Here is a 19,847-nt window from a genome sequence, read left to right on the forward strand (position 1 = left end):
AGGGCAAGAATAAGAAAAGTTAAGTTTTTACATGCACGGGTACTAACCCAAAGGCAATGAACCGCGCTAGCAAGTCACGTAGAATAGACAGCCGTAACAAACTTGGCACCTGGAACTTTTGCCCTGGATTGAGGGCTTTAGCAAGAATTTGCTTTTGGATTAAAGACTGAAACACTTGGATACATCGCGTGGGTAACTCACGACGACGCTGAACTTTGGCTAAGTCCTGTAGCTGCAATCTACCAGTTCTTAGTGGTTCGCTCAGCACGTTTGCCGCGACTACGGCATCTTGAATCGCATAGTTGATCCCTACTCCACCAACGGGTGACATGACATGAGCAGCGTCACCAATTAATAGTAAGCCAGAACTATACCATTGCGGTAGGCGGTTCGACTCAACCGAGAGAAATGCTACTTGCGACCACTCTTTGAGTAATTCCACGCGATCGCTAAATTCCGGCACTACCTCAACAATAGACTTTCTCAACGCCTCCAATCCCGCCGCCCGCAAATCTTGGTAGCCACCTTTAGGAATGACATAGGCAATCTGCCAGGAATCATCGCGATCGATCGTTACTAAAATATGACCGCTACCGATACGACCATTCAACCCTTCTGGTTCATCCGGTCGGCGCGGAAGACGAAACCACAGCACGTCCATAGGTGGCGAGGTCTCAATTGGCTGAAATCCAGCTAGTTGACGTAGGCGGGAATGACGACCATCTGCACCAACTGTAAGCTGCGCCCTGACTTCATGCCAACCGCCATGTCCGCGATAGCGCACGCCTCGGACTCCTCCATCTGCCACAATTAATTCTTGTACGTTTGCGCCCAACACGAGTTGAAAGTTGGGATACTGTTTTGCCTCCTCGGTGATAAATTCCAAAAATTTTACTTGGGGCATCACCGTGATGTATTGATAGCGTGTTTTCAAGTGACTGAAATCAGCTATTGGGAAAGTTTTCCCATCTGTGCGAATACTCAGCTGGCGTAGTTTGGTGTGGCGCAACCTCAGTAAACGATCTGCCAAGCCTAATTCTGCCAAGATCTCCATCACAGACGGGTGAATGGTATCACCCCGAAAGTCGCGATCGAAATCTTTGTGTGCTTCCAGCAGCATCACAGGTATACCTTGACGTGCCAACAGCAGCGCCAATACTGCTCCTGCCGGACCACTGCCCGCAATACAGCAGGTTGTCGTTTGTCGGTCTAAAATGTCATGCTGCGGGGATACGGCATCAGTTGGCGATGTGGGAGTTATATCGTTCGTCATCTCAAAAACTCCTTAAAATTTTCAAAATCATTGGATTTATTTTTGATTGATTGGTTAATCAAAAAAACCCGAAAAAATGTCCTAAAGCTGAATTGCGTGAATTATTCCTACCCCGTATCCCTACTCATCTATGGGAACAACTAATGTCCCTTGTAAGAAAACTTTGACCGCAGTTTCTACCATCACTTCTGCACTAAGCTGCTGTGCGTCGGGTTGCATGAAGACCTCCCGCGTTAGTAAATATGCCACAAAAGAACCAGCGAAACAGCGTGCTGCTGCGTTTGGATTCATCGGTTTGAGTACGCCAGCAGCCATCTGTTGTTCTAAATAACCAGACAAGAAAGCCACCGAACGACTAGGACCAATTCGATTTACTATTTCTGCAACGTGCGGCTGCCGAATTGCTTCTCCCATGATGAGTTTGAATAGAGCCAGCGATGTAGGATTTTCAGCCATTCTGAGAAAAGCATGACCGAACAGAGTTAACACATCCTCTATTGGTTTGGTCATTAACTCATCGCTATGGCTCAGTAGTTGCAGTAAAGGTAAGCGTTGTTCGATAACTTGCTCAAACAGATCGCTTTTATCCTTGAAATAGTGATAAATCAACCCAGGGGAACCAATACCGGATGCAGCAGCAATATCTTTATTAGTTGCTTTCTCAAAGCCTTTGCTAGCAAAAACTTGTAAAGCACCATCAATAATTTGCTGTCGCTTATCCTCAAAATCGCGATCGTCGCGTGGGGGCATTGTTCCGTCCTAAGTAAGTCAAAAGTTAAAAGTCAAAAGTCAAAATATTGAAACTCTATTTTCAGAATAGCATTGATTGATTAGTCAATTAAAAAATTGACATGATTTTACAAAATAGAACTCTTTTCAGTTCAGAGTATAAATTTATACAAATAATTGTGATTTTGAGTCAGTGCGATCGCGGTAGGTAATATATGGTATTTGTAGGCGATCGCTCTTGCTTTAAGTTACTAAGTATCCGCCTTTAGTCTTGTTCCTAAATTTTTAGTAAAGAATTACTATGTTAAAAATTATGCCAAACAGACAAAGAGAGCGATTGAGCTATAAGGCAGTTAGAACGATAGCAATATTTTGCCTAGTGTTTTTAGGATCGTGTAGCGATCGCAAACCTGATGTATCGATCTCTAGCCAGTCTTCCCAGCAACAGACATCTACTTCATTGCTAAAAACTACCTATCCTAAATCGTATCCACTGAAACTACAAACAATAGGTGAATTTCATGGAAATGAAGTTCAAGCAAAATCGGGAGAACAATGGCTGGGACTGTTTGCTACACCAAAAGGTTTTGAGTTATTACCAACAAAGATTATGGTGAATACCGTTCGCGATTACGTTATCGACTTAGATGAAACGAAAAAAACTGGAAAAAAAGTTATCACCAACCAAAAAAGTCAACCTATTTTTTTAGTTAAAGGTGCAGCTTATCTCAAGCCAGGGATAGTTAAAACTGTGTTTTCAGAGCAGCAGTCTTTGACTCCTAACAAAGTTCTCAATCTGAGTTTGAATAGCGCAATAGATGGTGACTATCAGATAGCAATTGAAGATAAACAAAATCTCGAAAATAAAGAATTTTCATTTGAACGTCAGAGTAACACTAAAACTAGGAAATATATTATTTCGGTTTCTGATAATTCTTCTACTAGTCAAAATTTACAAGAATTTAAACATCATTATAGTAATAACGAACTACCCAGCGATCGCAAACCTCCCTCAGTTTTTTGGGCAGGCGATTTAGATAGGGATGGAAAACTCGACTTACTTATCGAGTTGGCAAGTCATGCTAATGTCTCCAGTCTCACATTATTGTTATCTTCACCTGCAAAAGAGAATAAATTATTAGAACCAGTAGCTCAATTTGTGACTCAAGGATGTTAGCGATCGATAGCAATAGATAATTAGAGCGATCGTTCTCCTCGCAGACATTAAAATTTAGAAAGGCTAAGAATCAGCTGTATTCACCAAAGACGAATGACGAATGACGAATCACAGTACTTGTTCTACCTCCACCTTGCGCTATGGCAAAATATTAAATAATTCACTGCATTCCGTCTTCCCGACATGACAGCAACCATTCCTAACCTGCCTAGCCTCTACGACCCCTTCACCACTGAAGCCAAGTGGCAAAAGTTTTGGGAAGACAACCAAGTGTATAAAGCAGACCCCCAGCGCGGCGGGGAACCCTACTGCATCGTCATTCCTCCTCCAAATGTGACTGGTAGCCTCCACATGGGTCACGCCTTCGATAACACGCTGATAGATTCCCTGATCCGCTACCATCGCATGAAGGGATACAATGCCCTATATCTCCCTGGAACCGACCACGCCAGTATTGCAGTTCACACAATATTAGAAAAGCAACTGCAAGCAGAAGGCAAAACCCGCTACGAACTCGGACGGGAGAAATTTCTCGAACGCGCTTGGCAGTGGAAAGACTCATCTAAGGGTACAATTGTCGGTCAACTGCGCCGCTTGGGAGTTTCCGTAGATTGGTCGCGGGAACGCTTCACGATGGATGAAGGCTTAAATAAAGCAGTCATAGAAGAGTTTGTCCGATTTCACGAAGAAGGACTAATTTATCGCAGCAAATATTTAGTAAACTGGTGTCCCGCCACTCAGTCAGCAGTATCCGATTTAGAAGTAGAAAATAAAGAAGTCAACGGGCATTTATGGCACTTCTGCTATCCATTAAATGATGGATCTGGATCTGTAGAAGTAGCAACAACGCGACCGGAGACAATGTTGGGCGATACGGCTGTCGCAGTCAATCCAAATGACGATCGCTACAAACATTTAATTGGTAAAACCCTAACTTTACCAATTATGCAGCGAGAAATTCCCGTAATTGGCGATGAATTTGTCGATCCTGAATTCGGAACGGGTTGCGTTAAAGTGACTCCTGCCCACGACCCGAACGATTTTGAGATGGGTCAGCGTCACGATCTGCCGTTTATTAATATTATGAATAAAGACGGCACGCTGAATGAAAATGCGGGAGATTTTCAAGGACAAGATCGATTTGTTGCCCGTAAAAATGTCGTCAAACGGTTAGAAACCGATGGATTTCTCGTCAAAGTAGAAGAATACAAACATGCCGTACCGTATAGCGATCGCGGTAAGGTTCCAATTGAGCCACTACTTTCAACTCAGTGGTTTGTCAAAATTCGTCCTTTAGCCGATCGCACTCTATCGTTTCTAGACGAAAAAAATTCGCCCCAGTTCGTCCCCCAACGTTGGACGAAGGTTTATCGCGACTGGCTAGTTAAACTCAGAGATTGGTGTATTTCGCGTCAACTATGGTGGGGGCATCAAATTCCGGCTTGGTATGCTGTCAGCGAGACAGGCGGAGAAATCTGCGATAACACGCCGTTTGTTGTGGCGCGGAGTGAAGCAGAAGCAAGGGAAAAGGCAGTTCCACAATTTGGCGCAGATGTCAAGTTAGAGCAAGACCCAGACGTACTCGATACATGGTTTTCTTCAGGATTGTGGCCCTTTTCCACTTTAGGCTGGCCCGATCGCACTGAGGATTTAGAATTTTACTATCCTACCGCTACCCTAGTCACGGGATTTGACATTATCTTCTTCTGGGTGGCAAGAATGACCATGTTAGGGGGACATTTTACCGGACAAATGCCGTTCAAGGATGTTTACATTCACGGGTTGGTGTTGGATGAAAACGGCAAGAAAATGTCCAAGTCAGCGGGAAATGGGATCGATCCGCTGTTACTCATGGATAAATATGGGACAGATGCCCTGCGCTACACCTTGGTGAAAGAAGTTGTGGGTGCGGGACAAGATATTCGGTTGGATTACAATCGTCAAAAAGATGAATCTGCTTCTGTGGAAGCTTCCCGCAACTTTGCGAATAAATTGTGGAACGCCGCCCGTTTCGTGATGATGAATTTGGATGGCAAAACCCCGCAACAATTAGGATCGCCCGAATCTAGTAGGGGCGCACAGCTGTGCGCCCCTACTCCCAATTCCCTACAATTGTCCGATCGCTGGATTCTCTCTCGCTACCACCAGGTGGTCAAACAATCTACAGATTACATTGATAATTACGGATTGGGAGAAGCGGCAAAAGGTTTATATGAATTCATCTGGGGCGATTTCTGCGACTGGTATATCGAATTAGTCAAATCGCGGCTATTTCAGAAAGATGCCGAGGGCGCAGCGTCGCGGCTGGTAGCACAACAAACTCTTGCCTACGTTTTAGAAGGTATACTCAAACTCCTGCATCCCTTTATGCCTCATATTACTGAGGAAATTTGGCACACGCTGACGCAATCAGAAGAGGGGCAGAGTATATCCGTACAACCATATCCAGAATCAGATGCAGCTTCAATCGATTCAGACTTGGAACAGCAATTTGAATTGTTAATTGAAGCAATTCGTACCCTGCGTAACCTGCGGGCGGAAGCAGGAATTAAGCCAGGAGTCAAGGTAAAAGCAGTAATGCAAAGTGAAAGCGATCGCGAACGGCAAATTTTGACAAGTAGTGAATTGTATATTCAAGACCTTGCCAAAGTCGAGTCACTGACGATAACTTCAGCTTTAGAGACAGCATTAGAACCCGCGATCGCCGATGTTGTCGGTACGGTACAAGTCCTAATTCCTTTGGCGGGAGTTGTTGATGTTGCCGTACTCAAAGCCAAATTAGAAAAAAGCCTTAGTAAAGCCCAAGCCGAAGCCAAATCTCTCTTGGCGCGACTATCTAACCCTACCTTTGTCGATAAAGCCCCTGCTGATGTCGTCCAAGGCGCTAAGGATGCTTTAGCCGAAGCAGAAAAACAGATTGAAATTCTCCAAGCCCGATTGCGTTTGTTGAAATAGAGACAAGGGGACAAGGGGGACAAGGGGCTTCAGGAGCAACTACAAACTACCAACTACCAACCACCGACATCCCACACCCCACACCCCACACCCCACACCCTTTCTTCACTCACCACTCACCACTTACGATGTTCTACCTCGCTCAAATCATCAAGTACGGTATCTCCGGTAAGTTAGGCTTAAAATTGCTGGCAAGTCAGGAAGCAGAGCATACTTGGATATTGGTAAGCGATCGCAGTGCTATTCTCGATGTGGAAACTACGATTGGCGATCGCTGTCCTTTTACCCTGGCTGAGGGTTTGTTGGTATTAGCAGAACTCTCGCCTGATTGCTGCCAAGTTTACAGCCTTCACAATGCTACGGATTGGGTGATGGAATTAGTCCAAACCTATCTCACTAGTGGCATTACTCCATTATTTTTGCAACAAGAAATGGAACGGGCAGAAAAATGGCGACAAACCCTAACTTTACAGACGCAAGAGTTATCTCGACGGGCGCTAGAAGTAGAAGCTAGACGAGAACAAATTCAGGCTTTGGAAACGAATGTGAGGCGAGAACAAGAGGAAGATGAAACTGGGTAAGTCGTAAGTCATAAGGTGGGCAACGCCCACCTTGTTTTTAAACCTTTGCAGGTGGTAACACTAGCCGATCGCGCGCATCTGGTTTATAACCGTTGCTGTAATTATCTTCTGGTGTAATTAATAATTCCCGTAACAGACGGGCGAGCGCCTTTTGCGTCAACTGACTGGCGAGTTGCTGCCCAATCTTTTGAGTCTCTGGTTTTGTCAACACCTGTGTTAATTGCGGAATTAATTGTGCCGGGTCGAAACCGCGAGTTTCTTGTAAAATTCCCCAAATACGCTTAATATGCTCCAAAGTTTGCTGTTGCTCGGTAGAAGCACCAGGAGTTTCGTGAATTGCCATCGCCAAACGATTTCCCAAGGGGACGCGATCGAATACATCTCGCAGTCTAGATGTAACATTGTGTAAGGTATTTCGACTCACAGCATCTACACTCTTAACGATCTCATCTACCAGGCGATCGCGAATAAAAGCCCCCCGTTCGGATGAGAGAAAATCAATCATTTGATTCAAGACAATATTAAAGTCATAGTCCTGATTCCCACGGGCATTGCGTAACAAGTTTTCTAAGCGATTCCAGCGGAACGTCCCTTCTTTAAACAGCAAATCTTTTAATGATGCGCGCAACTCTGGCGCGGGATCGATCAACAAACGCTTTGCAACATAAGGATAAGCGGCACTAAGAACTTTAAAATCAGGTTCGATCCGAATCGCAATTCCTTCTAACGTCACCAGAGAGCGAATGATCAAAGCGTAATATGCTGGGACGCGGAAAGGATATTCATACATTAAATTCGACAGTTCGTCAGTAATACTTTTAATATTTAATTCCGATACGCTAGCACCCAAGGCAGCGTTAAATACCTTAGCAAAAGCAGGGACGATGGGTGTTAAATCTGTATCTGGAGTCAAAAACTCCAGTTTCACATAGTCCTGTGCTAAAGAGTCAAAATCACGATTTACCAAGTGGACGATCGCTTCAATCAATCCGTACCTTTGGGCTGGCTTGATCTCGCTCATCATGCCAAAGTCTAAATATGCTAACTTGCCATCGGGCGTAGCAAGTAAATTCCCTGGGTGAGGATCGGCGTGGAAAAATCCGTTTTCCAATAGCTGACGCAGCGAACACTGCACCCCAACTTCAATGATGTGTTGGGCATCTATTCCTTGGGCGCGAATCGCTTCTACCTGCGTCAGCTTCGTTCCTGTAATCCACTCCATCGTCAAGACTCGGCGCTGAGTGTATTCCCAGTAAATTTTAGGAATATAAATATCTGGTAAATATCCGTAGTATTCGGTAAAACGTTCGGCGTTTTCGCCCTCCTGAACGTAGTCCATTTCTTCAAAAATGCGATATCCAAACTCGTCGAGAATATCGACTAAGTTACTGCGGATGCGCTTAAAAGTTTTGTTTGCCCAAGCTGCCAGACGACGAATGATATATAAGTCAATAGTAATGCGATCGCGCAAGTCTGGGCGCTGCACTTTCACCGCCACTTCTTCCCCAGTCTTTAGCTTACCCTTATACACTTGCCCTAAAGAAGCAGCAGCAATCGGATTGGGAGACAGTTCGGCATAAATTTCTTCTGGAGTTTGCCCTAATTCCTCTTGAATGAAACGGTAGGCGATCGCATTATCAAAAGGTGGTAGCTGATCTTGCAGTTGTGTTAGTTCCTCTAAATATCCAGGTGGAACTAAATCGGGGCGAGTAGAAAGAGCTTGACCGATTTTGATATAAGCTGGACCAAGTTGCGTCAACAATTCTCTTAACTGAACTGCCCTACGCTGCTGCATTTTTAAGCTGCGTCCCCATTGCTTATCCCACCACAAACCAAAAGCAAAGGAAAAACAGGGCAGCAGAACCGCAAAAATTCTCCCAATAACCTGAAAAGGACGACGACTGTAATATGCAGCGATCGCTTCCGGTTCGTATCTTAATGCAAATTCCGGCTCGATCGAGCTGTGTCCAATTTCTGTAGCGTGTCTTGGCACAACATCTGTGCTAGTCACGGGGCTATCTGTCGTTACTTCTACGTAACTGTTCCCTGTTTGGCTGTCCAACTGCTGAGGATTTGGGGAAACCTGCTTCACATTCATGAATTTGGTGACGCTTGGGCGTGAGTTTGCTAACTATTGTAACAATTTGTTACCTACAAAAGTTGTCGCAATACCCGAAGGCTACCGGACTTAAGATAGAAATTTGCTATCAGTCCGATAGCGATCGCACTGCACCAACGTCATCATTATCGCTTTTTAGTTCAGTAAAGTAATCCTACTGATGACGGGCAAGTTTTGGAGATTCTATCGGTGGTTGGCTGTCGAGGATATCCGTTCTTACCCATCTTTATTTTCGATCGCGCAAAGACGCTAAGGCGCTAAGAGTACTTTTGCGTCTTTGCTACGGACACTTTGCTCAACGGGGGGAATCCCCGCACGCAAGTGTCCTCGTCTTTGCGTGACATTTGCTCTGACAGTCAAAAATAACGAATGACTAATGACATACAACATTTCTGCTAGCCTGTAAATTGAAGCTAGCTTGGTATAGCAATGTATGTACTCATTGGCGGCGCGGGCTTAGTTGGGCTAAATTTGGCACAAAAGCTTGTAGAGTTAGGGCATACGGTTGCAATTATTGATTGCGATCCTAATGCCTGTCGTTATGCCCGCGAACAAGTGGGGGTGATGGCTTTTGAAGGGAGTGCAGTCAATACAGAGGTGTTGTTAGAAGCAGGGATTCGCAAAGCTGACTCTGTGGCTGCTGTCCTCCGTCAGGATGCTTTAAATTTAGCAATGGTTACTCTTGCCAAGCACTACGGAGTCTCTCATATTTTGGCGCGGATGCGTCACCGCGATTTTGCCGAACCGCTACGTCTTGCTGGAGCTAATCATATTATTAGTACTGTAGAGCTGGCAGTCTCGACAATGGTGAATGCGATCGAGTATCCCCAAGTGGAATCGATGATGCATTTCGAGCAGGGACAAATTGAAGTATTGAAACTCGCTCTTCCTAATAATTGCTACGTTGTCGGTCGTAGCGTTGCCGAAATTGCTCAAGATCGAAGATTTCCCACAGGCTCTTTAATTATTGGTTATCAAGCCCATCCTCATGAAGATTTAGTCATACCTAATGGTAGTACAATACTAGAACCGGATTCAACTGTATTAATCGTGACGAAACCAGGCTCGCTACATCAAGTCATTGATTTTATCGAAGGTTGTCGGTAACTAATTTTCATGAGAATATATCCATTATTTTGCTTACTTGTATCTGTTTTTTTTCTGTATTCCTGTACGTCACCAAGTCCGTCGCGACAAGCTAATTCTCCACAGGAAACTCCATCTCAACAAGTAGTAAATGTAGATGAAAACTTTAAAAGAGTAGCAGGTCAAACTGTCTACGTTCCTGTCTACTCTCATATCTATCACGATGATGGGAAAAAAACTTTTAATTTAGCAGCTACCCTCAGTATTCGTAACACCGATTTGGCAAATCCTATTGTCATTACCTTTGTTCGCTACTACGATACAAATGGAAAGTTAGTCAGGCAATATTTAGAGCAACCAATTCAAATTGATGCTCTAGCTTCTACAGATTTTGTCATTGATGCAACCGATACGAGTGGAGGATCGGGAGCTAAATTTCTTGTGGAATGGATAGCTCAAACAGAAGTTTCCGAGCCTATTATTGAAGCAGTTATGATTGGTAGCGGCTACCATCAAGGCATTTCTTTTATTAGTCCAGGTAAAGTTATAAAATCAGATACTAATAAATAGCGAAATGCGAAAAGCTAAACAAAATAAGAATTAGAGTATAACTGCTCTCTGCTCCCTGATAACTGTCAATCATCTTCTAACTTTAATATCTGCTCGTCAAGCTTTTGCAAGCGCGATCGCACAATTTCTTCCGAAAGAATTTGCTTGCGAATTGCCTCATTCAGCGCTCCTTTTTCTGCTAATAATAAGCGACGACGGATAGCATCAAGTTTAGTGCGATCGCTTATACTAGCATCTAAATCATTTGGACGGCGATTGTAGATTTCCCGCAGTGCTTTTTCTGCCCCTGCTACTCTTACTTGATATGCAGATCTCATTTCTTCGTAGACGGCTTTTGATAATACTCCCGATCTTAAAAGACTATCTAATTCATCTTGTGCTGCTTTGGCAGTCATCAACTGTGCTTGTAATTCTTCAATCTGTTGGCGAAATTTGGAAAATTCAGATAGATGCAAACGTTTAATAAACCAAGGTAAGCTCAATCCTTGCCCAACTAAGGATAGCAACACTGTACCAAACACTATTGCAATTAGCTGCTCTCGCCCTGCCAGTGAGGTGGGAATGCTTAGCGCCAGCGCCATCGATAACGAGCCTTTGATGTTACCAATAAATAAAACGTGCTGCCAGCGCCACGGAATCGGACGGTCGAACCAACGTACTAAAACTAATAGCCCGTAAACAGAGACAAGTCGTGCCACCTGACAAGCCAAAAATGTTAGTAGTACCGCAGGCAAAGTTTGCCAGAGAGTTATTAGGTTAATTTCTATACCGATAAGCAGAAAAATAAAACTGTTAACACCAAAACTGGCACATTCCCAAAAACTCAACAAAGTCAACTTACTAGAAGCTGATATCTGTCTAACAAGCCCAATCGTACCAAAAATTAGCCCTGCAACAACCACTGCTACCCCACCAGAAACTCCCAAAGCCTGTCCGATTTGAAAAGTTCCTAGTGCCACTGCTATTGTGAGTAAGATACTACTGAGCGGATCGTCCATTCGAGCTAATAAATCCGTGCTACCCGTACTCAAATAGCCTAAGGCTAACCCTACTAAAATACTGCCTGCGATCGCTACAAAAAGTTGTTGTAACCCACCCAAAATTGAGAATGAACCAGTCACGCTGACATTCAAAACCAGATTGAATAAAACTAGCGTGAAAATATCATTGAATAACGTTTCTCCCTCGACAATCGTAGACAGTCGCGAAGGCACAAGCACTTCTTTAAAGACAGCAATCACGGAAACGGTGTCTGTATTTGCCAAAATCACCCCAACTAGCAACGCTGGTATCCAACTCAAACCAAGTCCGAATTTCAGTACTACCGTTATCACCCCAGAGGCAATAACAACTCCTGGTCCCGCTAGCAGAGTAATTGGTTTAATCGTGCTACGCAGGCGACTAGTATCAGTATTGATAGCTGCTTCAAATAGGAGAATTGGCAAAAACAAATTCAAAATCAGAGAGTCGTCCAAACCAATACGTTGAGGTAAAAGTTCGGTAACTGCTAAACCAGCTAACACTAAACCTGCAACATAAGGCATTCGCAACCAACGGGATAGTAAAGCCACGCTAGTTGCTACGAGTAACAGGATAATTAAGACAGTAACTAACTGAGCGACTTCCATTTAAATTAAAGTCAAAAGTTAAAAGTGAGAAGTCAAAAGGGCAAGCGTGCAATATTGACTTGTGCCAGATGAGATGTCTCAAAGGACATCCAACACTCCTCGACTCGTATTGCAATTTGCAACTTATCGTAACAGAAGTCAGCAGCCAACCTTCAACCACCAACTACCAACTACCAATTACCACCCGATCTATTAATCCCCTGCCAATCTTGGCTAAAATTCATGAGGTGGCAAGTATGCGATCGCCCTCACGATATAGCCCTTCATGTTAATCTCCCTCCAGATTGAAAACTTTGCTTTAATTGACCAGCTGGAGTTGGAATTCGGCACTGGTCTGAATGTCCTCACAGGCGAAACTGGTGCTGGTAAATCGATTATTTTGGATGCGATCGATGCAGCTTTGGGTGGTAAAGTTAATAGTCGCGCTATCCGCACGGGAACAAGTCGCGCCCTGATTGAAGCGACATTTCGATTGGATAAAGATTTGGCTGACTGGCTGGCTACAGAAGAAATCGAACTACTTGACGATAACTCCCTAATATGCAGTAGAGAATTGACAATTGCTCAAAATAGCCTCCGCAGTCGATCGCGAGTTAATGGGGTACTCGTCAACCGCCAGCAAATGGCACAACTGCGCGATCGCCTGGTAGAAATTACTGCCCAAGGGCAAGCCGTACAAGTAGGACAAGCAGCCCAAGTACGAGAATGGCTAGATTTATATGGTGGTACAAGTCACTTTCAACAACGGGAAGTTGTCGCAACTGCCTATACCGCATACCAAGAAGTTAAAACTAATTTAGAAAAACGGCGACAGTCCGATCGCCAGCGGTTGCAACAAATTGACTTACTAACTTATCAAGTCAAAGAATTAGAAACAGCTAGTTTGGGCGAACCAGACGAACTAGAACAACTGGAACAGGAACGCCAACGCCTCAGCCATGTTGTAGAACTACAACAGTCGAGTTACAAAGTCTATCAAGTCCTCTATCAAAATGAGAATGACGGACAAGCCAGCGCCGACTTGCTAGCAGACGCGGAAGCTACGCTGACAGATATGGTGCAATATGACATCCAGCTACAACCAATCCTCGATTTAGTGGGCGAAGCACTAGCAGCAGTCACGGAAGCAGGACGGCAGATCGGCGCTTATGGAGAAAGTTTAGAATCCGATCCGCAGCGGCTAGAAATCGTTGAATCCCGCATTCGCGAACTGAAACTGGTGTGCCGCAAATACGGTACTCTCCCAGAAGCGATCGCCTACTACCAAAAAATTCAAACAGAACTCGCCGAACTCAACGATAGCGAACAATCGATTGAAGCCTTGGAACAACAGGAACGAAAATATCTGGATCGACTGTTGCAGGAATGCGATCGACTCACCCAACTGCGCCAGCAAGCCGCCGCCAAACTCGAAGCACAGATTCTTGCAGAACTCAAACCCTTGGCGATGGAAAAAGTTCAATTTCAGGTAGAAATAGCCTCTACAGTCCCTACAGCCACCGGAAACAACCAAATTTCTTTTCTGTTTAGCCCCAATCCTGGCGAACCATTACAACCCTTAATTGCGATCGCCTCTGGGGGTGAAATGAGTCGATTTTTACTCGCCCTCAAAGCCTGTTTTTCCCAAGCCGAAGCATCGGGAACGCTCATCTTTGATGAAATTGATGTTGGCGTATCGGGAAGAGTCGCTCAAGCGATCGCCGATAAACTCCACCACCTCAGCCAACGTCACCAAGTGTTGTGCGTCACTCACCAACCCCTAGTTGCAGCAATGGCAGATCGACATTTTCGGGTAGATAAGCAAGTTTTGGTGCGGGAGTCGAGGAAGAGAGCTGAGGGAGCTGAGGAAGCTGAGGGAACTGAGGGAGAAATTAGGACGGTTGTGAGAGTTGCAGCTCTGGATAATTTTGATACGCGGCGGGAGGAATTAGCAAATCTCGCTGGTGGTAAATCTGCCCAAGATGCGATCGCCTTTGCTGAATCTCTGCTGACTCAAGCCGCAAATCAGCGCCAAACACCACAAAATGGTGCGGCAACAAAATCGCGATCGGCTAAATCGACCAAGAAACGATAATCGGTTATGGCTGTTTTCGATTGGGTAAAACAGACGATCTGTAGGGGCGCACAGCTGTGCGCCCCTACAAATGTCACGCACGCAATCGAGAATTGCTATATCCGTTAACAGTTATCAGTGACTAATCGACTAATAGAGAGGAAATTATCATTGAGGTTTACCACAGTTTTGCAAGTAGTTATCAAAGCGTTTTTTTACTGTTTTGAGCGACCCATTTTCATCTAAATAACGTACTTGAAAATTAATCACTACAACATCGCCCGAATCATATCCAAAAATGCGATCGAGAAAATTTACAGGAGGAACTTCATAACCGCCGCCAGGATTGACAGAACAGCAGTCTGGATACAATGCTATATGCTCATCGAAGCTTTTATACTTGATGTGCTTGGGATACTTGATACCTGGGAAGTTTTTTATCGGTAATCTATCTCGGCTATTCTGGTAATCGAATACTGCTCTAATTTTTTCTTCTTTACTTAGGTAACGCATTTCTGCAAAACAGAAGCCAGAATAGTTCAAACCAAAATAACTAAAAAGAATTAGTAGCACGCCACAGACAAATAAAAAACTTTTCAAGATATGACTACTATTTTTAGTCAATGATGTCAAAGACTCGTATTTAATACCTGTATATAGCAATTCCAATTCTAATGCATTACATTTGTAGGGGCGCACAGAGAAAGCGCCCCCTACAGATCTGTGTACCTCATGTGACTGAAAACTGCTATAAATCTATTTGAAAATATCACGTCGGTGGATTTTATAACTTGCCCCATACAATTCATTTAAAAAATGTAATATGGTTTATAACTTTTATAATATCTTGCTGGGTTCTCGTTTACAATTATTTAAGTCCGTTCATCGACCAATGATAAAAGAAATTGAAGTCACCCGTACCTATTTAAAAATGACAGCGGCAGACGAATTAAAACCTGCCAAAATAGAAAGCGATCGCCTGCAAATTCATCGAGTCATTGAATGTCCGGCTTCTTTTTATCGCTATCTCTACACTGAAGTTGGACGTAAATACCATTGGTGCGATCGCCTCAACTGGACGGATATTCAAATTAAAAATCATCTCAAACAACCCAACATTTCTATTTGGGTTCTGTATTCTATGAGTGCGCCAGCCGGATTTTTTGAATTAAAACAACACGAAGATAAATCGGTAGAAATTGCTTATTTTGGTATTCTCGACGAATTTTTAGGGCGGGGATTGGGCAAACACCTACTTACTGTAGCGATCGAACGAGCTTGGGATTTAAGCCAAAATTATATATGGCTGCATACCTGTACTTTAGATCACCCAGCCGCCATACCTAACTACCTCAATCGCGGCTTCAGACCTTTTAAACAAGAAACTTATTACATATAGAGACATATGACGTGTAGAGACGTTACATGTAACGTCTCTACACGTCATAACATTTCAGGATAAATTATGCTACCAACCCAGCTCTGAGGGCGCGTACAGCCGCCTGCGTCCGGTCGTTGACGCATAACTTATTGAGAATATTGCGGACGTGAGTTTTGACAGTGCCAACTGTAATGTAGAGTTTATCGGCAATGTCATAATTACTATGCCCCGCCACAATCAGCGCTAACACGTCGAGTTCGCGATCGGTTAGGGGAGTCGCTGCCAGCATTTGAGTGTATTCTGGCTCTATGGCATCGATCGCCACCGTTGGCTTAGCACCAACCGGACGGACTTCTTTCAACACGATCCGGGCAATTGACGAATCAATCCAGTTTTCACCGCCGTAGGTCGCTTCTATCGCTTCGACCAATTGATCTATACTGGTATCTTTCATGCAATAAGAGTCTGCTCCAGCCGTAAAAGCAGCTAAAACAGTATCTTCGCGATCGTTTAAAGTCAGGATCAAAACTCTAGTCTTGCAGTCTGGCGTTTGGCTTTGAAACTCGCGGAATTTACGAGTTAATTCAATTCCATCCATATCTGGCAAGCCTACATCAACGATCGCCACGTCTGGCTTAGTCGTTTGCAGCAATTGCAACCCATCATGGGCATTAGCAGCATCGCCAACCACTTTTACTTTCTGAGTCTGTTCTAGAGCAGTCCGCATTCCTAAGCGGGTAAGAGTGTGGTCTTCAACCAAGGCGACTTGAATTAGACTCATATTTAACCTCAACCAGTTCGATCTCAACAGTTTAGAAAATTACCTGAAAAAACAGTTTTTGTCGCAGTCAATTCAATATAAATTACAAAGTCCACCGAACATTTACTGAAATCGGGTGAGAGATAATCAGTCAATTACCCGTCCTTCGGTAGATACACTGATATTCGCATCAGTCATAGAATTCTTATATCCCTCTAAGGGATGAAGTTGTCCCTAAAAGGGAGCGATTCAGTGACCAGTGACCAGTGGCTAGCTATTGAAACGGTTTCTGGGCAACAAAAGCATTGCTGCTTGTAGATGGTCTAGTTGTAAATACTCACTGATAACTAATAACTGATAACTGATAACCAGAGCAAGTGAATCAAAAAAGTGTAGAAAAAATTCAAACAGCAACAAAATTTATTCTTTGGTTTCGTCACTGTTTACCGCAACCATTTCAACAGGTTGTGCGACCATATTTAGCTCAACCTTATCAATTAGCTTTAGAAATACTTGACTGTTGTAGCGGTGAAGAACCGATGACGGTAGAAACTATCGCTCAAAAAGTTGCTATTAACAAAAATACAGCGCGGCAAGTACTCAGTGCTTTGAGAGAGGGAGGTTTAATTTTTACTATCACTGCAAATAGAGGATGGAAGTGTTTGCAGGTCAATCAGCAATCTTTACAGGCGATCGAGCAAACTTTGGAACGAGAATTAATTTCATAGTGACAAATTCAGAAGTCGATTTATATCTTGCACAAATCGACTTTTTTCAAAGTTTTATTCTACGGTGACGGACTTAGCCAAATTACGGGGTTGATCCACGTCCAAGCCACGCCTTGCAGCAATGTGATAAGCAAGTAGCTGTAACGGAATTACAGAGAGAATGGGAGAAAGGATTTCATCCACAACTGGGACGGGGAGTGTATCGTCGAATATCTCCTTGGCGTGTTCGTCGTGCATGGGAGCAACGCCAATTAAGCGCGAGTCGCGGGCTTTAGCTTCCTGTACGTTAGAAAGAACTTTTTCATAAACGCTACCAGGCATAGCGATCGCCACGACAGGGACTTTGGCATCCAACAAAGCGATCGGTCCGTGTTTCATCTCTCCCGCTGGATAGCCTTCTGCATGAATGTAACTAATTTCCTTCAATTTCAGCGCCCCTTCCAGCGCGATCGGATAATTAATTCCCCGTCCGATGAAAATAAAATCCTGCGTCTCGGTAAACTCATGGGCGAGTTCTTCAATTTGTCGCTCTTGCTGTTCCAAAATTGACTCGATCTGGGCTGGGAGTTGCCACAGTTGCCCGATGATTTGCTCTAGTTGAGTCGCTGATAGAGTTTGGCGGCGATACGCCAGATCGAGGGCGAGGCAATAAAAAGCAACCAACTGGGCAATAAAAGTTTTTGTCGCGGCTACGCCAATTTCAATTCCAGCCTGAATGTCAATCGTGTAGTCTACTAGTCGAGCTAGCGAACTTTGCATTCGGTTGGTAATTCCCAACAGACGAGGACGAAATTGTGGCGTTTTTTCGGCACGGCGTTGCTTATCCATAGCGATCGCCGACAGCGTATCAGCCGTTTCACCAGATTGCGTCACGCCCACAATCAATGTATTCGGCATCAGAGGCGGCGGCGCATAACGAAACTCTGAGGCATAGTGTACCTGTGTGGGAATTTGTGCCAGCTGCTCCAGTAAATACTTACCCACCAAGCTAGCGTGCCAACTCGTACCACACGCCACAATCTGAACTTGTTCCAAGTCGGTGTAGAACTCTGCTGGTAAGCTCAAATTAATCGGACTAGTGGTAGATGCAGCAGTCCAATCGTTGCTAATGTAAGTTTCCAAAGCCATCCGCACGACACTCGATTGCTCGTAAATTTCTTTGAGCATGAAGTGACGGAAACCTTGTTTCTCCATCGTCACGGCAGTACCGCTGAGCAAATGGGGATGTTTTTTAAGGCGATCGCCCGCAAAGTTGTAAATTTCAATTCCCAAAGGCGTAAGAGTCGCCATTTCTCCGTTTTCCAACGGGACGATCGCGTGAGTATAGGGTAAAATCGCCGGGATATCTGAAGCACAGAAAAACTCCCCTTGCCCGAAACCAAGCACCAACGGAGCTTGTTGTCGCGCCACTACAATTTCATCGGGATAATCGGCACACAAAAGCACGATCGCGAATGCTCCCTCCAACCGATTCACGACTCGCCGCACTGCTTCCGTCAAAGGAGAGTAGAATTTTTCAGTTTCGCCACTCTGCCGCATTTGGTTCAGACATTCCGCTACCAAATTGGGAATAACTTCAGTATCAGTCTCAGTTACAAACTCATAGTTCAGCTGTTTTAATTCTTCTCGTAGCTCTCGATAATTTTCGATAATACCGTTTTGCACTACAGCTACCCGTTTTGAAGTATCTAAATGTGGGTGAGCGTTGTGTTCCTCCGGTTTTCCGTGAGTTGCCCAGCGTGTATGTCCGATTCCGACTAAACCAGGAATTTCTTGTCCGTTAAGTTTTGATTGGAGGTTGCGTAACTTACCCTTAGCACGGACGCGGTGAATCTCGCCTTCCCACACCGTAGCGATTCCGGCAGAATCGTAGCCCCGATACTCCAGCTTTTCTAAACCCGCCAGCAAAATTCCGGTTGCCGCTTGAGTACCGATGTAGCCTACAATTCCGCACATGTTTCACTCCTTCTATTCTTTGGATTTTATAAGTTAATCTATCGGGGTTAGTTTGAATCGACAAATAATTTCTCTATTCTATAATTGATGACTTATGCCATATGGATGTCGCTTCTGCACGAATTAAGTAGTAACAACTGGTTGACAGTTGACAGTCATCTGTTGTCAGTTATCAGTGGTAATGGGTAATTGGTAGTTGGTAATTGGTAGTTGGTGGTTTTTTCTCCCTTGTCTTCCTTGTCTCCCCCCTCTCCCTTGTCTTTCCCCTCTGCTCGTGCGCTCCCTGCTCCCTCATCAAAAAAAGAGGGTGGCTTGTGTTCTCCCCCCTCCCGAAAGCAGCTGGATTGTTACACGCAGCTAAAAAAGGCAATCGTCTAATGGTACTAGCTATCAAAATCTTGTTTTTTTATTTCTAGCTTCTAGAGAATTTAAATCAAACTCTAGTAAGCTAGACCCATGCTGCGAGTGGTTTCCGCACCGAGATATACGCGAATGCTTAAAAAGTCGGTGGGACAAGCTGTTTCACAGCGCTTGCAGCCTACACAGTCTTCCGTGCGGGGAGAGGAAGCGATTTGAGCGGCTTTGCAGCCATCCCAAGGAACCATCTCTAGCACGTCTGTCGGGCAAGCCCGCACGCACTGAGTGCAGCCGATACAGGTATCGTAGATTTTAACGGTATGAGACATGGAAATTAAGACTCCAACGAGCGTTTTATGTTGGCATAGACTCATAATCAAGGCTTAGTTTACCGTAGAGTCCGAATCCACTTCAGTAAAAGGCTACATAACTTTAAATTCTGTAATAGTAGGGAGCAGGGAGTAGGGACAAGGGGACAAGGGGGACAAGGGGGA

The 19,847-nt window shown here is 44.4% G+C and carries 16 protein-coding genes; 8 read left to right on the forward strand and 8 right to left on the reverse strand.

The genetic code is table 11. From position 1 onward, the window contains the following. Positions 1 to 19: 19 nt before the first annotated feature. Both C7Y66_RS17510 and C7Y66_RS17515 read right to left on the reverse strand, forming a co-directional pair. Positions 20 to 1,273, reverse strand: a complete 1,254-nt coding sequence (locus C7Y66_RS17510; protein ID WP_106546576.1) for an FAD-dependent oxidoreductase — start codon at positions 1,271 to 1,273, stop codon at positions 20 to 22. 120 nt (positions 1,274 to 1,393) lie between these two features. Continuing rightward, the gene (locus tag C7Y66_RS17515) at positions 1,394 to 2,023 is read right to left on the reverse strand and encodes a TetR/AcrR family transcriptional regulator (RefSeq protein WP_015152859.1); all 630 of its coding nucleotides are present in this window, start codon (positions 2,021 to 2,023) and stop codon (positions 1,394 to 1,396) included. A 292-nt stretch (positions 2,024 to 2,315) separates the two neighbouring features. Here C7Y66_RS17515 and C7Y66_RS17520 point away from each other — a divergent pair, with 292 nt between their 5' ends. The 3 genes from C7Y66_RS17520 (at position 2,316) to C7Y66_RS17530 (ending at position 6,715) form a co-directional block, all read left to right on the forward strand. Then, entirely contained in the window at positions 2,316 to 3,179 is an 864-nt protein-coding gene (locus C7Y66_RS17520; protein ID WP_106546577.1) for a hypothetical protein, read from the forward strand. Between the two features lie 183 nt (positions 3,180 to 3,362). After that, positions 3,363 to 6,134: a valine--tRNA ligase gene (locus C7Y66_RS17525; protein ID WP_106546578.1), complete on the forward strand. Its 2,772-nt coding sequence runs from the start codon at positions 3,363 to 3,365 to the stop codon at positions 6,132 to 6,134. Between the two features lie 128 nt (positions 6,135 to 6,262). Continuing rightward, positions 6,263 to 6,715 carry a hypothetical protein gene (locus C7Y66_RS17530; RefSeq protein WP_015152862.1) on the forward strand — a complete coding sequence of 151 codons (453 nt, stop codon included), beginning with the start codon at positions 6,263 to 6,265 and terminating at the stop codon, positions 6,713 to 6,715. A gap of 37 nt (positions 6,716 to 6,752) precedes the next feature. Here the strand turns inward: C7Y66_RS17530 and C7Y66_RS17535 are convergent, their stop codons facing one another. After that, positions 6,753 to 8,813 carry an AarF/ABC1/UbiB kinase family protein gene (locus C7Y66_RS17535; protein WP_106546579.1) on the reverse strand — a complete coding sequence of 687 codons (2,061 nt, stop codon included), beginning with the start codon at positions 8,811 to 8,813 and terminating at the stop codon, positions 6,753 to 6,755. Positions 8,814 to 9,263: 450 nt separating this feature from the next. On the opposite strand from C7Y66_RS17535, the gene C7Y66_RS17540 reads away from it, so the two are divergent. Both C7Y66_RS17540 and C7Y66_RS17545 read left to right on the forward strand, forming a co-directional pair. Beyond that, positions 9,264 to 9,941 (forward strand): TrkA family potassium uptake protein, encoded by a 678-nt coding sequence (locus C7Y66_RS17540; RefSeq protein ID WP_106546580.1) that lies wholly within the window; start codon positions 9,264 to 9,266, stop codon positions 9,939 to 9,941. A gap of 9 nt (positions 9,942 to 9,950) precedes the next feature. Then, entirely contained in the window at positions 9,951 to 10,490 is a 540-nt protein-coding gene (locus C7Y66_RS17545) for a DUF3124 domain-containing protein (protein ID WP_106546581.1), read from the forward strand. A gap of 65 nt (positions 10,491 to 10,555) precedes the next feature. Here the strand turns inward: C7Y66_RS17545 and C7Y66_RS17550 are convergent, their stop codons facing one another. Continuing rightward, positions 10,556 to 12,118: a sodium:proton antiporter gene (locus tag C7Y66_RS17550; RefSeq protein ID WP_106546582.1), complete on the reverse strand. Its 1,563-nt coding sequence runs from the start codon at positions 12,116 to 12,118 to the stop codon at positions 10,556 to 10,558. Between the two features lie 265 nt (positions 12,119 to 12,383). Between C7Y66_RS17550 and recN the strand changes: the two genes are divergently transcribed. Continuing rightward, on the forward strand, positions 12,384 to 14,192 hold the full coding sequence (recN, locus tag C7Y66_RS17555; protein ID WP_106546583.1) for a DNA repair protein RecN: 1,809 nt from the start codon (positions 12,384 to 12,386) through the stop codon (positions 14,190 to 14,192). A gap of 147 nt (positions 14,193 to 14,339) precedes the next feature. Here the strand turns inward: recN and C7Y66_RS30580 are convergent, their stop codons facing one another. Next, positions 14,340 to 14,684, reverse strand: a complete 345-nt coding sequence (locus C7Y66_RS30580) for a hypothetical protein (protein ID WP_146149816.1) — start codon at positions 14,682 to 14,684, stop codon at positions 14,340 to 14,342. 379 nt (positions 14,685 to 15,063) lie between these two features. Here C7Y66_RS30580 and C7Y66_RS17565 point away from each other — a divergent pair, with 379 nt between their 5' ends. Next, positions 15,064 to 15,570, forward strand: coding sequence for a GNAT family N-acetyltransferase (locus tag C7Y66_RS17565; RefSeq protein WP_158265948.1), 507 nt, complete (start codon positions 15,064 to 15,066; stop codon positions 15,568 to 15,570). Positions 15,571 to 15,634: 64 nt separating this feature from the next. On the opposite strand, the gene C7Y66_RS17570 is transcribed toward C7Y66_RS17565, so the two are convergent. Next, complete coding sequence (locus C7Y66_RS17570) at positions 15,635 to 16,333, reverse strand: response regulator transcription factor (RefSeq protein ID WP_015152871.1); 699 nt, start codon at positions 16,331 to 16,333, stop codon at positions 15,635 to 15,637. A 356-nt stretch (positions 16,334 to 16,689) separates the two neighbouring features. Between C7Y66_RS17570 and C7Y66_RS17575 the strand changes: the two genes are divergently transcribed. Beyond that, complete coding sequence (locus C7Y66_RS17575) at positions 16,690 to 17,040, forward strand: helix-turn-helix domain-containing protein (RefSeq protein WP_015152872.1); 351 nt, start codon at positions 16,690 to 16,692, stop codon at positions 17,038 to 17,040. Positions 17,041 to 17,094: 54 nt separating this feature from the next. On the opposite strand, the gene glmS is transcribed toward C7Y66_RS17575, so the two are convergent. Together glmS and psaC are read right to left on the reverse strand one after the other, a co-directional pair. Beyond that, entirely contained in the window at positions 17,095 to 18,996 is a 1,902-nt protein-coding gene (glmS, locus tag C7Y66_RS17580; RefSeq protein ID WP_106546586.1) for a glutamine--fructose-6-phosphate transaminase (isomerizing), read from the reverse strand. A gap of 440 nt (positions 18,997 to 19,436) precedes the next feature. After that, complete coding sequence (psaC, locus tag C7Y66_RS17585) at positions 19,437 to 19,682, reverse strand: photosystem I iron-sulfur center protein PsaC (protein WP_012411495.1); 246 nt, start codon at positions 19,680 to 19,682, stop codon at positions 19,437 to 19,439. Positions 19,683 to 19,847: the final 165 nt, after the last annotated feature.

The organism is Chroococcidiopsis sp. CCALA 051, assembly GCF_003015105.1.
In the GTDB taxonomy this organism is placed as follows: Bacteria; Cyanobacteriota; Cyanobacteriia; order Cyanobacteriales; family Chroococcidiopsidaceae; genus Chroococcidiopsis; species Chroococcidiopsis thermalis.

What these genes read in the sequence shown, in the direction of transcription:
- C7Y66_RS17510 (WP_106546576.1), bottom strand. Translation starts at nt 1,273, where the DNA reads ATGACGAACGATATAACTCCCACATCGCCAACTGATGCCGTATCCCCG.
- C7Y66_RS17515 (WP_015152859.1), bottom strand. Translation starts at nt 2,023, where the DNA reads ATGCCCCCACGCGACGATCGCGATTTTGAGGATAAGCGACAGCAAATT.
- C7Y66_RS17520 (WP_106546577.1), top strand. Translation starts at nt 2,316, where the DNA reads ATGCCAAACAGACAAAGAGAGCGATTGAGCTATAAGGCAGTTAGAACG.
- C7Y66_RS17525 (WP_106546578.1), top strand. Translation starts at nt 3,363, where the DNA reads ATGACAGCAACCATTCCTAACCTGCCTAGCCTCTACGACCCCTTCACC.
- C7Y66_RS17530 (WP_015152862.1), top strand. Translation starts at nt 6,263, where the DNA reads ATGTTCTACCTCGCTCAAATCATCAAGTACGGTATCTCCGGTAAGTTA.
- C7Y66_RS17535 (WP_106546579.1), bottom strand. Translation starts at nt 8,813, where the DNA reads ATGAATGTGAAGCAGGTTTCCCCAAATCCTCAGCAGTTGGACAGCCAA.
- C7Y66_RS17540 (WP_106546580.1), top strand. Translation starts at nt 9,264, where the DNA reads ATGTATGTACTCATTGGCGGCGCGGGCTTAGTTGGGCTAAATTTGGCA.
- C7Y66_RS17545 (WP_106546581.1), top strand. Translation starts at nt 9,951, where the DNA reads ATGAGAATATATCCATTATTTTGCTTACTTGTATCTGTTTTTTTTCTG.
- C7Y66_RS17550 (WP_106546582.1), bottom strand. Translation starts at nt 12,118, where the DNA reads ATGGAAGTCGCTCAGTTAGTTACTGTCTTAATTATCCTGTTACTCGTA.
- recN (WP_106546583.1), top strand. Translation starts at nt 12,384, where the DNA reads ATGTTAATCTCCCTCCAGATTGAAAACTTTGCTTTAATTGACCAGCTG.
- C7Y66_RS30580 (WP_146149816.1), bottom strand. Translation starts at nt 14,684, where the DNA reads ATGCGTTACCTAAGTAAAGAAGAAAAAATTAGAGCAGTATTCGATTAC.
- C7Y66_RS17565 (WP_158265948.1), top strand. Translation starts at nt 15,064, where the DNA reads ATGATAAAAGAAATTGAAGTCACCCGTACCTATTTAAAAATGACAGCG.
- C7Y66_RS17570 (WP_015152871.1), bottom strand. Translation starts at nt 16,333, where the DNA reads ATGAGTCTAATTCAAGTCGCCTTGGTTGAAGACCACACTCTTACCCGC.
- glmS (WP_106546586.1), bottom strand. Translation starts at nt 18,996, where the DNA reads ATGTGCGGAATTGTAGGCTACATCGGTACTCAAGCGGCAACCGGAATT.
- psaC (WP_012411495.1), bottom strand. Translation starts at nt 19,682, where the DNA reads ATGTCTCATACCGTTAAAATCTACGATACCTGTATCGGCTGCACTCAG.